Source organism: Parashewanella spongiae (assembly GCF_004358345.1).
GTDB lineage: Bacteria > Pseudomonadota > Gammaproteobacteria > Enterobacterales > Shewanellaceae > Parashewanella > Parashewanella spongiae.
The window spans coordinates 2376085-2390964 of sequence record NZ_CP037952.1 but is presented as its reverse complement, the minus strand read 5'-3'; the positions used below and the strand labels follow the sequence as shown (position 1 = coordinate 2390964).

At 37.7% G+C, this 14880-nt stretch carries 12 protein-coding genes and 2 tRNA genes; 6 read left to right on the top strand and 8 right to left on the bottom strand.

What is annotated here, in order from left to right:
- Window positions 1–193: 193 nt before the first annotated feature.
- From E2I05_RS09150 to E2I05_RS09135, 4 genes are all read left to right on the top strand, one after another.
- Complete coding sequence (locus E2I05_RS09150; RefSeq protein WP_121853473.1) at window positions 194–904, top strand: YIP1 family protein; 711 nt, start codon at window positions 194–196, stop codon at window positions 902–904.
- A 73-nt stretch (window positions 905–977) separates the two neighbouring features.
- The gene (locus tag E2I05_RS09145; protein WP_121853474.1) at window positions 978–2153 is read left to right on the top strand and encodes an efflux RND transporter periplasmic adaptor subunit; all 1176 of its coding nucleotides are present in this window, start codon (window positions 978–980) and stop codon (window positions 2151–2153) included.
- The gene (locus E2I05_RS09140) at window positions 2153–2851 is read left to right on the top strand and encodes an ABC transporter ATP-binding protein (RefSeq protein WP_121853475.1); all 699 of its coding nucleotides are present in this window, start codon (window positions 2153–2155) and stop codon (window positions 2849–2851) included. Before E2I05_RS09145 ends, E2I05_RS09140 begins: the two co-directional genes overlap by 1 nt.
- Window positions 2844–4085 carry an ABC transporter permease gene (locus E2I05_RS09135; RefSeq protein WP_121853476.1) on the top strand — a complete coding sequence of 414 codons (1242 nt, stop codon included), beginning with the start codon at window positions 2844–2846 and terminating at the stop codon, window positions 4083–4085. The genes E2I05_RS09140 and E2I05_RS09135 overlap by 8 nt, the downstream gene beginning before the upstream one ends.
- A 50-nt stretch (window positions 4086–4135) precedes the next feature.
- Here the strand turns inward: E2I05_RS09135 and E2I05_RS09130 are convergent, their stop codons facing one another.
- The 5 genes from E2I05_RS09130 to E2I05_RS09110 form a co-directional block, all read right to left on the bottom strand.
- A complete protein-coding gene (locus E2I05_RS09130) occupies window positions 4136–5059 on the bottom strand; it encodes a pyridoxal-phosphate dependent enzyme (protein WP_121853477.1) in 924 nt (307 codons plus the stop codon).
- An 18-nt stretch (window positions 5060–5077) separates the two neighbouring features.
- Complete coding sequence (locus tag E2I05_RS09125; protein ID WP_121853478.1) at window positions 5078–5629, bottom strand: DsrE family protein; 552 nt, start codon at window positions 5627–5629, stop codon at window positions 5078–5080.
- Between the two features lie 182 nt (window positions 5630–5811).
- Window positions 5812–5897: transfer RNA gene (locus tag E2I05_RS09120), tRNA-Leu, on the bottom strand.
- A gap of 64 nt (window positions 5898–5961) precedes the next feature.
- Window positions 5962–6035: transfer RNA gene (locus tag E2I05_RS09115), tRNA-Cys, on the bottom strand.
- Between the two features lie 314 nt (window positions 6036–6349).
- A complete protein-coding gene (locus tag E2I05_RS09110; RefSeq protein WP_121853479.1) occupies window positions 6350–7786 on the bottom strand; it encodes a glyceraldehyde-3-phosphate dehydrogenase in 1437 nt (478 codons plus the stop codon).
- 710 nt (window positions 7787–8496) lie between these two features.
- Between E2I05_RS09110 and gap the strand changes: the two genes are divergently transcribed.
- The gene (gene gap / locus E2I05_RS09105; protein ID WP_121853480.1) at window positions 8497–9507 is read left to right on the top strand and encodes a type I glyceraldehyde-3-phosphate dehydrogenase; all 1011 of its coding nucleotides are present in this window, start codon (window positions 8497–8499) and stop codon (window positions 9505–9507) included.
- A 43-nt stretch (window positions 9508–9550) separates the two neighbouring features.
- On the opposite strand, the gene E2I05_RS09100 is transcribed toward gap, so the two are convergent.
- From E2I05_RS09100 to msrP, 3 genes are all read right to left on the bottom strand, one after another.
- Complete coding sequence (locus E2I05_RS09100) at window positions 9551–11200, bottom strand: hypothetical protein (protein WP_133309583.1); 1650 nt, start codon at window positions 11198–11200, stop codon at window positions 9551–9553.
- 159 nt (window positions 11201–11359) lie between these two features.
- Window positions 11360–11959: a protein-methionine-sulfoxide reductase heme-binding subunit MsrQ gene (msrQ, locus tag E2I05_RS09095; RefSeq protein ID WP_121853482.1), complete on the bottom strand. Its 600-nt coding sequence runs from the start codon at window positions 11957–11959 to the stop codon at window positions 11360–11362.
- The gene (gene msrP / locus E2I05_RS09090) at window positions 11959–12996 is read right to left on the bottom strand and encodes a protein-methionine-sulfoxide reductase catalytic subunit MsrP (protein ID WP_121853483.1); all 1038 of its coding nucleotides are present in this window, start codon (window positions 12994–12996) and stop codon (window positions 11959–11961) included. Before msrP ends, msrQ begins: the two co-directional genes overlap by 1 nt.
- 177 nt (window positions 12997–13173) lie before the next feature.
- Between msrP and rmuC the strand changes: the two genes are divergently transcribed.
- Window positions 13174–14655: a DNA recombination protein RmuC gene (gene rmuC / locus E2I05_RS09085; protein WP_121853484.1), complete on the top strand. Its 1482-nt coding sequence runs from the start codon at window positions 13174–13176 to the stop codon at window positions 14653–14655.
- Window positions 14656–14880: the final 225 nt, after the last annotated feature.

Genomic DNA, 14880 nt, shown 5'->3' with positions numbered 1-14880 from the left:
ACTTTTGGAAATATTTAGTTACATTTATTGTCTCCTCCTGCACTATTGACATAAAATGTCATCACAACTCGCTTTGATGCTATTTGAGTGGATTAGTTTCTAACTCAATCAAGAATTACTGATAAAAAAATGTTAATAAAAAAACATATAAATGTTAGATTTACGCCAACTTAATGATTAAAGGAACTCAATCATGAAATCTAATACAGTGTTTGGTGCGATTACTGATATTTACCTCTCTCCGTCGAAAGCCTTTAATGGTTTGAAAGAAGCAAAAGGCTGGTCTTGGTTAGCGTTTATTCTTGTAGCAGGATTTAGCGCAGCTGCGTCCTACCTTTTATTTTCGAGCATAGATCCTCAATATCTTACAGATCAGCAATTGGCAACCTTAGATGCCGACATATCTGCAAAAGATTATGAAACTGCAAAGCAAGGCATCTTAATGATGCAAGATTCTATGGTATGGACAACCGTCATAGGAATTATTGTTGGTCTTCCAATCATAAATGCGATATATGCTCTTTATTTTATGTTGGTTAGCAAAATTGACCCTACTTCTGACGCAAAGTATGGTGATTGGTATGGTTTTAGTATTTGGACCATGATGCCTGCAGTCATCAATAGCATTGGCGTCATTGTGTTGATAGTAACGGCAAATACTGACCAACTTTCAATTTATTTACCCAACTACGCCTCTTTAAATCAACTTCTTTTGGGCCTAGATCCTACTAGCTCACTGTTTACGCTTACTGAAAGTATTGGAATTTTCAGTATTTGGACAATCGCACTGACTATAATCGGCCTTAAATGCTGGACGAACTTCAGTACCAATAAAGCTGTACTTTATAGTCTGCTGCCTTTTGCATTGGTTTACGGTGTTTGGCTCATCATCGCTCTTGTATAAGTTTATTAATTCATAACATTTCCACTTAACGGTTGTTTAAAGTTCTAAACAACCGTTTTATTAAGAGTTAATCATGAAAAAAAACATCATTATTATATTAGCTATAGTCGCTTTTATTGGGATACTGGCTAGCAAACAAATTACCGGCTCTAAAGAATCCATTAAAGTAGAAGTCACTCATCCGACAAAAGGTCAAATAGCCGATTCCATCTTAGCCTCTGGCAATTTAGTTTTTAATACTCAAGTTCAAATGCGTTCAGAAGTGACAGGACGAGTGGCTGAAGTATTAGTTGAAGAAGGCCAAAATGTCGCCAAAGGTGATGTGCTAATGCGTTTGGACACGAAAGCATTTGAGGCTGATGTTGAACGGTCAGAAGCCGTAGTTAAAGCCAGTGAAATAGACATTAAAAGTGCAATAGTGGGCTTAAAAAACATCGAAAGAAAACTCAAGCGACAAGAAAAAATGTTCAAAGTTGGTTTATCAGACGCTGAAACTTATGACGACCTAACCAACCAACTTGAATTAGCCACAATTAATATTGAAGCCAAACGCGCACAACTAGATCAAGCAAAAGCTTCTTTATCAATTGCTAAAGATAGATTGAATAAAAGTGTTTTCCGCTCTCCAATGACAGGGTTGCTTGCCTCAGTTGATATTAAAGCTGGTGAAACAGTTATTGCTGGTACGACAAATATCATCGGCTCAAATTTAATGTTAATTGCCGACCCAAGTGCCATTCTTGCTGAGCTAAGAGTAGATGAAACGGACATATCCAGTATAAAGCTTGGCCAGAAAGCTGATATTTTTGCAGCCGCTTACCCAGATGAGCCATTTACAGGAAAAGTCATTAATATTGGTACCTCAGCTAAGAATCAAGCTGGCTCGAATGGGTTATCTTTTAAAGTTAAAGTACTCCTAGATAAAACTGACCGCCCACTCTATGCAGGTATGAGTAGTCGTGCAGAAATTGCCTCATTCATCTCTGATGAAGCTCTAAAGCTGCCTATTGAAGCAGTTCACCAAGATGATAATAAATACTATGTATGGGTTGTTTCATCTGATAACTCGATCAAAAAACAAAATGTAAAAGTGGGTATATCTTCTGATATTGAGCAATCAATAAAGAGTGGCTTGACTGAAAAAGACAAAATTATTACTGGACCTGCTCGCCCAGTAAGTAAGCTTAAAGATGGTGACATTATTGAGATAAAAACTGACAATGATGACAGCACTGAGGAAAATGCGTAATGAGTGCCGTTATCAAGCTTAAAAATATCAATAAGCACTACCAAATGGGCTCTCAAGTTTTTAAAGCGCTCGATGATGTCAATATTGAAATTGAAGAAAATGAGTATGTTGCGATTATTGGCCCTTCAGGCTCAGGAAAATCGACCCTCATGAATTTGCTCGGCTGTTTAGACAGCCCAACATCTGGCGAATATTATTTAAAAAACAGTTTAGTAAAAGATATGACTGAAACTGAACTGGCTCAGCAGCGAAATAAAAGCGTCGGTTTTATTTTTCAAAGTTTCAATTTACTGCCTAGAGTAACTGCACATGAAAATGTGATGCAGCCTCTTGTTTATCGTTTTATTACAGCAAGTAAACGCAAAGCTATGGCACTTGAATCTTTAAAACGCGTGGGGTTAGAAGACAAAGTAAACCATTTATCTAGCCAGCTCTCTGGCGGGCAAAGGCAACGCGTTGCTATCGCACGTGCATTGGTCACAAAACCGCATATTTTATTAGGTGATGAACCAACGGGTAACCTCGATAGCAAAACTACAAAAGATATTATGGCGCTATTCGATCAATTACACGACGAAGGCCATACCATTATTTTGGTCACTCACGAACAAGAAATAGCCGATCACTGCCAGCGTGTCATTCGACTTGTTGATGGAAAGGTAGTAAACGATAGTCGCAAGGAGGTGCTTCATGTTTAAATCAGCCATCGCTGTTATGGAAGGAACAAAAGCAGCCTTAACGGCAATTAAAGTCAATGCTATGCGTTCTGCACTAACGTGTTTAGGTATTATTATTGGTGTTGCAGCAGTCATCACGGTTGTCGCTGTTATGCAAGGTTTTACTAAGCAAATCAACGATCAATTTTCAGATTTATCTCCTGATGTTACCACGATTAAACCCTACACAAGCATTCAGCAAGAGATGGTCGGAAAGAGAGGACGCTTAACTTACAGTGATTTTCTCCTTTTAAAGAACAAAATTGATCAAGCAGAAACCATGACTGCCATTATGGTTTCTAGACGTTTTTCTGGCGGTGCAGAGTATCGCAGTTACACTCATAGTTCCCGAATTATGGGTACTCAAGAAGAATACCAAAAAGTTTATAAAACATACCCAGAGAAAGGGCGATTTATCCGTAAAATCGATGATGATAAACGACGACGCGTAGCATTCATTGGCCCAAGCATTATTGAAAAGCTTCACTTACCCGAAAACCCTGTTGGGGAATACATTAAACTTGGCGGAGAATGGTTTCATATCATTGGCGTAGCTGAAGCTCAGGGAAGTCTTTTTGGTTTCGATCAAGATGATTATATTAACATTCCTATCAGCACCATGAATATTTTGGAAGGTGGAGATAGTCGAAGTAACTATCTTGAAATATCCTATCGACTCAAGCCTGATGCTGATGTGGAACAAACCAAAGCAATAATGACTCGTATATTACGTCAAAAGCATAAGCTCTCTGCTGAATCAGGTGACGATTTTGAATTTGAAACGGCTGAAAAAGCACGAGAAAACTTTGATAAATTCACCAACAGTGCAACTGCAATTACAGCCGGTATCGTTGGGATCAGTCTCGTGGTTGGGGGAATTGGTGTGATGAACATCATGTTGGTTTCAGTAACAGAGCGAACAAGAGTAATTGGTACTCTAAAAGCACTGGGTGCCACTCCAGGATTTATCATGCTTCAATTTTTAGTTGAGGCCGTTGTTTTATCCCTCTTTGGAGGAATGATAGGTCTAGCCATCGGTTATGGTTTGTCATCGTTTATTTCGGTTATTGCCCCTAATATGCCAGACGCCCATATTCCTGGCTGGGCCGTTATGCTTTCATTCGGTTTCACATCTGCAATTGGTATTATCTTTGGATTAGCACCTGCAATTAAAGCGGCACGATTAAATCCGATCGATGCCCTAAGATACGAATAAAATCGAATATATGGTGTCGCGCAAAGCGGCACCACTTTTCCACTGAACGTTTATACACCCAAAGAACGACTCCATTCTTTCAATTGCTCAGTATTGATACCTACTCCGCCGCACACAACAATCAAAATATTCGATTTCTCTTTTAAAATAACCCGAGAATCGTAAACTGCGGCTAAGCTCGCGCCACAAGCTGGCTCTACTAAATAACGATGTTCATTTAAAAATTGTGAACATGCTTTAATAGCTTGTTTATCCGTTACAATATGGCTATAGATCGGATGTGTGTTTGTTAGCTCGAACGCATGCTGAGATACCTTTTTTGCGCCTAGAGAACTGGCCACACTCATAATTTGACTGACACTAACCAATTTACCTGCGTTCATAGAAGCAGCTAAAGACGAAGCACCATCTGTTTCAACAGCTATAACTGGGACATCAAATAACTTATTCTTACGAAGTCCTTTGACTATTCCAGACAACAATCCACCACCGCCTACTGACAGAACAACAGCGTCAGGCTTAATGCCTGTTTCGATAACTTCATCAATCAACGTTGAGTGACCTTCCCATAACAAAGGATCATCGAATGGATGTATGTACCCCCCGTCTTTTTCGGTAAGTTGTAACCCATATTGATGAGCTTCATCCCACGCATCACCTTTTATAACGACCTCTGCGCCCTGCTCTTTTATAAGGTTTATTGCAGATATTTTTGTTGTTGTCGGCACAACCACTGTCACAGGAATATTAAGCACTCTACCAGCATAAGCAACCGCTAAGCCTGCATTGCCACCTGATGAGGTAACAAGTTTCTTAGCGCCATTTATAACGTGTTGATGACAAGCGTAACCTACTCCCCTTGCTTTAAAAGACCCGCATGGCTGACAGTTCTCTAACTTTAACCAAACCTTGCCATTCAACCCTTTTCCCACAGATAAGGATTCTATAAGTGGTGTATTGATATGAAGTTTCATTACTAATTATTCCAAGTACTAAAACGGATTTAATGAAAAGCCTTGTTGTACAAGTATTGCATGAGCCGTCATTGCCGAAAGCGCCATGTCTACATTAGGAAGTAAGTCAGATTGCTTTAAATCATAATAAGCTGCACTTTGACCGCAAATAATAATTTTGACACCTTGCTTTGTTAATGAGGCAACCATGCTTTTATTACTATTATTTGCACCATCATTTCGTTTTCCATAGAAATCATCATTCGCTAAGTCAGCTACCGCCTTGCCATGAACTACCATTGCTAACGTTATGTTTTCTAGCTCTACCCCAGATGCAACGTGCATATTAATAAAACGCCCTAATGTATTGAGGTTTCGATTAGGTTCACCAACTTCCGCAGCTTTACTCATGTCGAAAGCAACTTTGAACTTCATATCCTTAGGTATGTTAAAAGAGGTATCTACGGCAGCGATTTTTCCGAACTTTTTGAATACTGGACCAGAAGATAATACTTCACTACCTGCATAAGCAGAATGAGCATATAAGCTGATTAGAAAGAGGAGAAACAATTTAGCTGAACTTGCGTACATTTTAATCCCTTAGCGACAATTTTTAAGATCAACGTTATCGATAATATCTCAAAATTGATTATTGGTCTTTAAAAGGGGTTGCTTTGTGATATGGAAATTGAAATTTATAGACAAATTAATTTTTGAATACAAAAAAGCCTCAACATATGTTGAGGCTTTTTTGCTTGCTTCGAAAAGCAATGTGGTACCCGAGGCCAGACTTGAACTGGCACGCCTATTAAGCGAGGGATTTTAAATCCCTTGTGTCTACCGATTCCACCACTCGGGCAAACTCTTTGCTTTACTGTTCAAAACAATAAAACTAAATTCTTACATACTTCCTAATTAGGAAGTGGAGGCGCGACCCGGAGTCGAACCGAGATCGACGGATTTGCAATCCGCAGCATAGCCATTCTGCCATCGCGCCAGCTTAGCCAATACTTCCCAGTACCTTATCGCCAAACTGCTTAATCAGTTGATGTGTCCCACCCCCTGACTGCGAGATGCATTCTACGGATTTATTAATCAGAGTCAAACATCATTTTGCAATAATATTAATAAAAGCGTTTGTTTGAATAATAATGCGCCAAAACACTTATTAATTCAGCAATGTGCGTTATTTTCAGCCACAAAAAAGCACCTTTCTTCTATACCAAAATATAAAACAAAGATGCTTTAATTATTTTTCATTACTACAGCAAACTAAATTACTGTCTCACACCTAAAACCAATGGTGAATTATTAGCCATTTGGTAAAGATAGCGTGTTCAAGCCAAGCATTTTTTGCATAACACCAACAACCTGACAGCTATAACCAAACTCATTGTCATACCATACATATAATGTGGCGCGCTTACCGCTTGCAATAGTAGCTTGTGAATCAACTACGCCAGCATAACGAGAACCAACTAAATCACTTGATACAATTTCTGTCGATTCAGTAAAGTCGATTTGGCTACGTAATTCTGAATGTAGAGCAGTTTCACGCAAAAATTCATTAACACCTTCTTTATTGGCTTCTGAATTCAAGTTTAAGCTTAAAATTGCCATTGATACATTAGGCGTAGGAACTCGAATAGCATTACCTGTAAGCTTGCCTTCCATTTCTGGCAGTGCTTTAGATACTGCCTTGGCTGCACCTGTTTCAGTAATAACCATATTAAGTGGTGCACTACGTCCACGGCGATCTGCAGAATGATAGTTATCAATCAAGTTTTGATCATTCGTATACGAGTGAATGGTCTCAACATGTCCGTTTTCAATCCCGTACTTGTCATTCAACGCTTTCAGGACAGGAGTAATTGCATTGGTTGTACAACTTGCTGCTGAAACAATATTGTCTTCTAACGTGATATCATTTTCATTTACACCAAATACAATATTCTTAATCTGCCCTTTCGCAGGAGCAGTTAATAGCACTTTTGCAGCACCTTTTGACTTAAGGTGTAGACCTAAACCAGTTTCATCTTTCCAAATACCTGTATTATCAACAACAAGCGCATTGTTGATGCCATATTGAGTGTAATCAACTTCATTTGGTGAATTGGCATAGATAACTTGGATATAGGTACCATTGGCGATGATTGCATTATTCTCTTCATCGACATCGATTGAACCATTAAATGGACCATGTACAGAGTCACGACGTAGTAAACTAGCACGTTTTTCTAGGTCACCTTTTTTACCACCACGTAAAACAATACCGCGCAAACGTAGTTTATTACTGCGACCTGTTTTTTCAATCAACAGTCGAGCCAATAAACGACCGATACGACCAAAACCATATAAAACGACATCTTTTGGTTCAATATCAGATGCATGTTCAATACCTTGAGCAAGCTCAAGCGCCATATATGCTTCTACATTGCTTTCATCACCATGATTACGCCAATAATTAACCGCTAATTTGCCGATATCAACTTTACAATGCTTAACCGATAACTTACTTAATGCATCAACAAAGGGGAAACTCTCACGTAAACGCAATTTATTGCCTACGTGATGTTTAACTAACCGATGAGCTTTAATTATATCGATAGTAGAGGCATTCAAAAGAGGCTTGCCATAAACTTCAACTTCTACACCTTGGTTTCGATATAACTTACCTAGCAGAGGCTGCATAGATTCTGCTAGTTCGAAACGTTCTTGCCAGCTATTTAGGTGTTTATCAGCATTCATTTAAAAATCCTTTATTTCACTTTCTTTAGTGACTCCACAAATTAGAGCACTCGGTGAAAATCGATCAAAAGTAGGGTATGAGATATCTGCGCAGCAGATTCGGCGCAATTGTAATGAAAACTTTATGCACAAGCCAGCCTACTCGCTTACAACAAGACTGTAATTTTATTAGATAAAAAGCCTACTATTGTGCTTGAAAAAGCTGAATGTTGTAATCATTACAACAAATAGAAATAAATCGTTAATAATTATGATTTGAGACTGAAATATATCAGTTACTTAGCATGACAACTGTAAAAATAATTCCTTAAAAATTAATCAAAATATTTTCATTAATGAGTACATTTAACTAACGACTTGACCAGCGACAATAAAATGATCAGCTTGTTGCTCATTTTAAAATCTAAAACATGAGAATTAGGTCACGAAAACTCACTCGAATAAAGTGCTACAGTTTGGCAATAAGAAGATTGGGTGAAAAATGATTCTGAGCTCAAATTTAAAATACAATTTACGTGTAAAATCATAGAACAGAATGTAATTTTTTATCGACAACCTGAATAAAACCATCCAAAATAGAGATCAAGGTTGGAAAAACGAACTTTATTTGACGAAAACATCACTCTTTTAACGATCTCACTTGACTGATAATGTCAGTTTGGTAATTTTATAACTAACTTATTTTTAAAACTCACATTAAGGGATATCGAATGACTATCCGCGTTGCAATTAACGGTTATGGCCGTATCGGTCGAAATGTACTTCGTGCTTTATATGAAAGCGAAAAAAACTACCCAATCAAGATTGTTGCTATTAACGATCTCGGTGACGCGGCAATTAATGCCCATTTGACAAAGTATGATTCTGTTCACGGCCGTTTTAATGCCAAAGTTGATCACGACGATGAAGCGATATATGTAAACGGTGACAAAATTGTTACTCTTCAAGAGCGAGATCCTGCCAAGCTTCCATGGGCAGAACTTAATGTTGATGTCGTTTTCGAATGTACTGGAATCTTCGCTTCAAAAGAAGCTGTGCAACCACATTTGAATTCAGGTGCAAAGAAAGTCATCATTTCCGCTCCTGGAAAGAATGTTGACGCTACGATTGTTTACGGTGTAAACAATGATGTTTTAACTTCAGACATGACTGTAATTTCAAGTGCATCATGTACGACTAACTGTCTATCTCCATTTGCTAAGCCTTTAAATGATGCAATTGGCATCGAATCGGGTTTAATGACTACCATTCATGCTTATACTAATGATCAGCGCTTATCTGACGTTTACCACACTGACGTTCGTCGCGCTCGCGCTGCAGCAATGTCAATGATACCAACCAAAACAGGTGCAGCTGCTGCTGTGGGTTTAGTTGTTCCAGAGCTTCAAGGTAAATTTGACGGTTTAGCGGTCCGCGTACCTACTATTAATGTATCTTTGGTTGATTTATCTTTTGTTGCTTCACGTGATACTACGGTTGAAGAAGTGAATCAAATCATTAGAGATGCAGCCAGCGTAGCACCTATGTCAGAAGTACTTCATGTAAATGAAGAGCCATTAGTTTCTATTGACTTCAATCATGATCCACATTCATCAAACTTCGACGCAACTCAAACCCGAGTGAATGGCCGTCTTGTTAAAGTGATGGCTTGGTATGATAATGAGTGGGGTTTCAGCAATCGTATGTTAGATAATGCCGTCGCCCTTATGAACGCTAAATAGTTCATATTTATTTAAAGTACGGCTCAGGCCGTACTTTACTTTATTACTCACCTGAATTGATCAATTCGCTTTCAACGTGCATATCCGTACACAACAACTTGCTTTGAAAAATAAGACAAGACACCTTCCACTTCAATGAACGAAACTTCAAATCAAAGCCTACAGGAGAACATTCAGTTTTCATTTTAAGTTCGGTTTTGTATTCAAAATCAAACTTCACAACGCTATCCTGAAGTTTTGTATATTTATATTGTGTACTCGTTCCTTGATGATATGACACATTAAAGCGCCGCATAACTCTTTTAGCCTCGTTAAACATTAATTGAGACCCTAAAAAACGTACTACATTTCGCTGATAGTCACTTTCACATAGTGAGTTTATAGCTTCTTCAACCGCTTTTACATTAGACTCTTTTACTCTAGTATACTCTTTTGCCTTGCCATCAAAATAAAACCTATATTCTGATCTTGTTAAATCCTTAAAAAATTGATCTGATATTTCAGATTTGTTGAGTTCTAACAACTGCTTTTCGAATTTACTTTGCAACTGACTCGCTTCAATTGTTCTTTTCAATTCAATTCGCAGTTTTTCCCTTGGAAGAGACATTGATAATAAACAAGATTGATTTCTTAATAATCCTAATTTGAAATCAATACCCGAATCTTCACCACTCAAAGACCTTAACTCACTATAAGCATCGAGGCGGGCTGAATTAGTATTATTAGAGTTAAAAAGAACTAGGGTATGGAGATATATATTAGATTGCGCTGAATTATTACTCAACAGTAGTGCATTCTGAAGCTTCTGCTGCCTTAGTGTTACTCCATCGATACTTTCTCTAGGAGTCGTTTCAATTGTGACTGAAATACATGAAAAGTGTAATTGACTAATCAAAAAAGAAAGTTTACACGTCACCGTTTCATAATCGCACTCATCTGACTCTGCATCTACAAAACTTCGACGACTCGCTTCATACTTCATCACTTGTTTATAATTGAATCTAATAGTATTTAATGCCGTTTTCTCAAATTCGTAATCAGCATTCACTTTTTTTAAAAGCGGGCTTTTCAATGCAGAAAAAGTCTGCATAAGCATACCAGCTACGAGCTGATGTCCAAGGCAATAAACAACTTCTTTTTGAAATGGATTACAACATATAGCCTCTGCCTTTTCCTTTTTTACCTCAAGGGCAATATTGTCTGTATGTGAAAATGAAAATTTAGTAAATTCATTTTTAAATACATAACAAGCTCGATTTAAATCGCCGACAAAAGCTGATTCCCAGTGAATAAAATTATATTTTTTAAATTCATCATGAAGTTCAGCATCTAATTTATTTTCTAAAGCGGAATGTTTAACCGAATATTCAATTGGTTTATTCTTTAACGCAAATACAAAACATGGAACTCCGCTGGAATTCAGTTTGGCTAGAATTCTATCCGTTTTACCTCTGTTTATTTTGGGCTTTAAAATATCAAAAGCGGCCAATCGCTCACTACAGCTCAGTGATACATTTATAAGCTTTTCGAATTGTTTTTTATATTCGGCACGTCCAAATAATGGAAGGCTTCCTGATATATCTTTCCACAAAACACTATCAGCTTCTGTAGCAACAGAATACTCAATGTCCATGAAGTCTCCTTCACTTCCAGGCTGAGAGGTAGCGGATATACCAGCTTTGTATATAGCCAAATTACTCACCTATTTATAAAGTATTAAATGTAGAATATCATGCACATTTAACATTTATAAATTAAACATTTATCATCTTAATAGTTAAATTAATGAACATTTATGCCCGAGGTTTAAAACTCATCAAACAAATAATAGATGAGTTTTAAAATTTGAGTATTATCTAGCTTTTTTGGAAGTCAATTTTTTAAAACGTAAACCCACAAGTAATAACCCAATAAAAATATAGATACTTGGCTCAATTATTTCTGACTTCACAGACCAATAAAAATGAATAGATATTAATATAACAGCAAAATAAACCCAATTATGAAGTTTTTGCCAATTATGACCCATTTTAGCCATTACTTTTTTAAATGATGTCACGCTCAATGCAAACAATATTAAATATGCAACTGCACCAACTAATATATAAGGACGTTTAATTACTTCTTCGCCTAATAGTGACCACTCAAACAATAAGTCAAAACTAAAATACGATGCAACATGTAACGTCGCGTACGCAAAAACATATAAACCTACTAATCGACGGGTTTGCATTAACCAAGACATTTTAAATTTTTTAGCGGCTGGGCTAATCAATAATGTCAGCAATAATGTATTTAAAGCCCCAATACCTGTGTAGTGAATAATAAATTGCACAGGATCGCCACCAGCTTGATCCGCAAAAACAAGTAAGAACAGATAGATTATTGGTGCAAGTGCAAATAGGTGAAAGACAGCTTTCACCCACGGTAAATGTTTTCGATTTACTTTCATTAAAAATTTTTCCGTAAATCAAGCCCTTTATATAGGTTGGCAACTTGTTCACCATAGCCATTAAACGGCAAGGTTGGGATACGTTTAGCTGAGAATAAGCCTCCCGCACCAATCCTTCGTTCGGATGCCTGTGACCATCTTGGGTGGTCAACATTTGGGTTTACATTGGCATAAAACCCGTATTCGTGAGAAGCGAGTAAGTTCCAACTGGTTGGCGGTTTTTTATCGGTAAGGCGGATTTTTACCACTGACTTAATACTTTTAAAACCATACTTCCATGGCACAACTAAGCGAATTGGCGCACCATTTTGAGGTGGTAATGTTTTTCCATACAAACCTACAGCTAAAAAGCTTAAATCATTCATGGCCTCTGCGAGTGTTAACCCTTCAACATAAGGATAGTTAATGCCACCACCAACAAAACGATTTCTCTGCCCTGGCATTTGCTCAGGATCATACAGAGTTTCAAAAGCAACATATCGAGCTTTGCTATTTGGGGCGGCTTTCTTGATTAAATCAGCTAAAGAAAAACCAACCCAAGGAATAACCATCGACCATGCTTCAACACACCTTAAGCGATAAGTCCGTTCTTCTAAAGCCACTATTTTGTATAAATCGTCATAATTCAGAGTGATTGGATGATCAACTTCACCATCAATGGTGAGAGTCCAAGGCTCAACTTTTAAACCTTGCGCGTTCTCAATTGGGTTACTTTTGCTGGTACCAAATTCATAAAAATTATTATGGCTGGTTACTTTTGTTTCAGGAGTGAGTTGCTCTGAAATTTTGAATGCTTGATTTTCACTAAAATCAAGAGGCTTAATCGTAAATTTTTCAGCGGGCTTTGAGTCTCCGAATAAATCAATTAATCCTGCGTTTACATTAGTAGACAAGCTAGCCCCTACAGCACCAAGACCTAACGTTTTTATGATCTGGCGACGCGACTTAAAAACGGCTTCCGGAGTTACTTCGTTATCAGATGTGTTCCATGTAGCTTTGTTCAAAATACCTTTTATGAATACTCGTTTATTCGTCACTTTATACCTCTCACAGATTACGATGTCCTCAATGCAAGATTAGACAGAGATAATTTGATTTTAGTTTCGTGAAATTATCAATAAATTATTCCGTACAACAGCTTCCAATACTTGAAGCTAATTACTAAGCGTGACATCCTTATTCGATTAAACTTTTTATCTGAACTATTCATTTTTATGCCAAATTTAACCATTCTTGATTCTCTCTCGACAGCTCAAATTATAGCCTTCTTGGCAGTGAGTTGCTTATCTATTCTAATCGGGGCATTGCTGAATCAAAAACTCACACGAAGGCGCTGGGAACAGGTTGCTGAAATAAAAGATCAAGAACATCAAAATATCAAACAACAATTGCAGTTTAAACTGGATGATACAACAGAACAATTACAACTTTATCAAGCAAAATTTGAGGATAGCATACAATCTCTCGGGAAATATCAGGCACAAGCTGATCAAGCTGCTGACTTAGAATTAAAACTCGATGACGCTCAGCGAAAACATATGGAATCTCAACTCGCACTATCAAAGTCAAATGCAATGCAAAAAACATTGCAAGCCAAGTATGAGGCTGAGTCTCAAGCCTTAAATGACAAGGTGTTAATGCTAGAGTCAGCAGAAGCAAGATTGAAAACAGAGTTTGAAAACTTGGCTACTCGTATTTTTGAAGAACGTAGCGAAAAGCTCAATAATCAAAATAACAATCAACTCACGGGACTACTAGGCCCGTTTAGGCAACAACTTGAAGGCTTTCGTCAACAGATTAAAGAATCTTATACACACGAACAATCAGAGCGCAGCGCTTTAAAGCATCAGCTAAAGCAACTGCAACAATTAAATATTCAAATGAGTCAAGATGCAGTAAACCTTACTAATGCTTTAAAAGGCGACAATAAACAGCAAGGTAATTGGGGAGAAGTTATTCTCGATCGTGTTTTACAAGAAAGTGGATTGCGAGAGGGGCATGAGTATCAAACTCAAACAGATTTAAAGGATGACAATGGCAAGCACTTCAAACCTGATGTCATTGTGCACTTACCTGAAGATAAAGATGTTGTTATCGATTCAAAGGTATCATTGATCAGTTATGAACGTTACTTTAATAGTGATGATGACATCGAACGTCAAAAAGCCATTAAAGAGCACATACTCTCGCTACGCTCACATATTAAAGGGTTAAGTCAAAAGAACTATCAGCAACTTCATGGGCTCAAAAGTCTTGATTATGTGTTGATGTTTATCCCTATTGAGCCAGCATTTTTAATTGCACTAGAAAACGATCCTGATCTGGTAACTTTCGCGCTTGAGAATAATGTTATGTTGGTCAGCCCTACGAATTTATTAGTTGCTTTGCGAACGATTCATAACATATGGCGTTATGAATACCAAAACCAACATGCACAGCGTATCGCGCAACATGCAGGTAAAATTTATGACAAACTGTGCGGTTATGTTGACGACATGAATAAACTCGGTCGTGCTCTTGAAACAGCTGATAAAAGTTTTGCAAATGCCATGGGTAAGCTGTCAACAGGAAAAGGGAACGTCATCAGGCAAGCTCACCAAATGCAGCAGTTGGGTATTGATACCAGCAAAAAACTTGACACGCACATACTGGATAACGCATTGAATAATGATTTGGAGGATTCACCAAAAACATAAATTTTGCCGTCAAAGAAAAGATTGAGCAAAAAGAATTGCATATACTAAGGGATCTAGCGATTTAGAAAGTACCAATCTTTGTCATACCAGCGAAGGCTGGTATCCAGTGGCTTTTATAGAAAAAAGCAAAGGCACTAGACTACCGACATACAAAACTGTCGTTACTTCGTTTCCAGCCTGCGCTGGAGTGACGAGAACTCATCGGTATACTTTCTTTCGCAACTT

Excerpts from the sequence above, each read along its gene's own strand:
- E2I05_RS09130 (WP_121853477.1), bottom strand. The coding sequence starts at position 5,059 with ATGAAACTTCATATCAATACACCACTTATAGAATCCTTATCTGTGGGA.
- E2I05_RS09110 (WP_121853479.1), bottom strand. The coding sequence starts at position 7,786 with ATGAATGCTGATAAACACCTAAATAGCTGGCAAGAACGTTTCGAACTA.
- E2I05_RS09125 (WP_121853478.1), bottom strand. The coding sequence starts at position 5,629 with ATGTACGCAAGTTCAGCTAAATTGTTTCTCCTCTTTCTAATCAGCTTA.
- E2I05_RS09145 (WP_121853474.1), top strand. The coding sequence starts at position 978 with ATGAAAAAAAACATCATTATTATATTAGCTATAGTCGCTTTTATTGGG.
- E2I05_RS09140 (WP_121853475.1), top strand. The coding sequence starts at position 2,153 with ATGAGTGCCGTTATCAAGCTTAAAAATATCAATAAGCACTACCAAATG.
- E2I05_RS09150 (WP_121853473.1), top strand. The coding sequence starts at position 194 with ATGAAATCTAATACAGTGTTTGGTGCGATTACTGATATTTACCTCTCT.
- rmuC (WP_121853484.1), top strand. The coding sequence starts at position 13,174 with ATGCCAAATTTAACCATTCTTGATTCTCTCTCGACAGCTCAAATTATA.
- gap (WP_121853480.1), top strand. The coding sequence starts at position 8,497 with ATGACTATCCGCGTTGCAATTAACGGTTATGGCCGTATCGGTCGAAAT.
- msrQ (WP_121853482.1), bottom strand. The coding sequence starts at position 11,959 with ATGAAAGTAAATCGAAAACATTTACCGTGGGTGAAAGCTGTCTTTCAC.
- E2I05_RS09135 (WP_121853476.1), top strand. The coding sequence starts at position 2,844 with ATGTTTAAATCAGCCATCGCTGTTATGGAAGGAACAAAAGCAGCCTTA.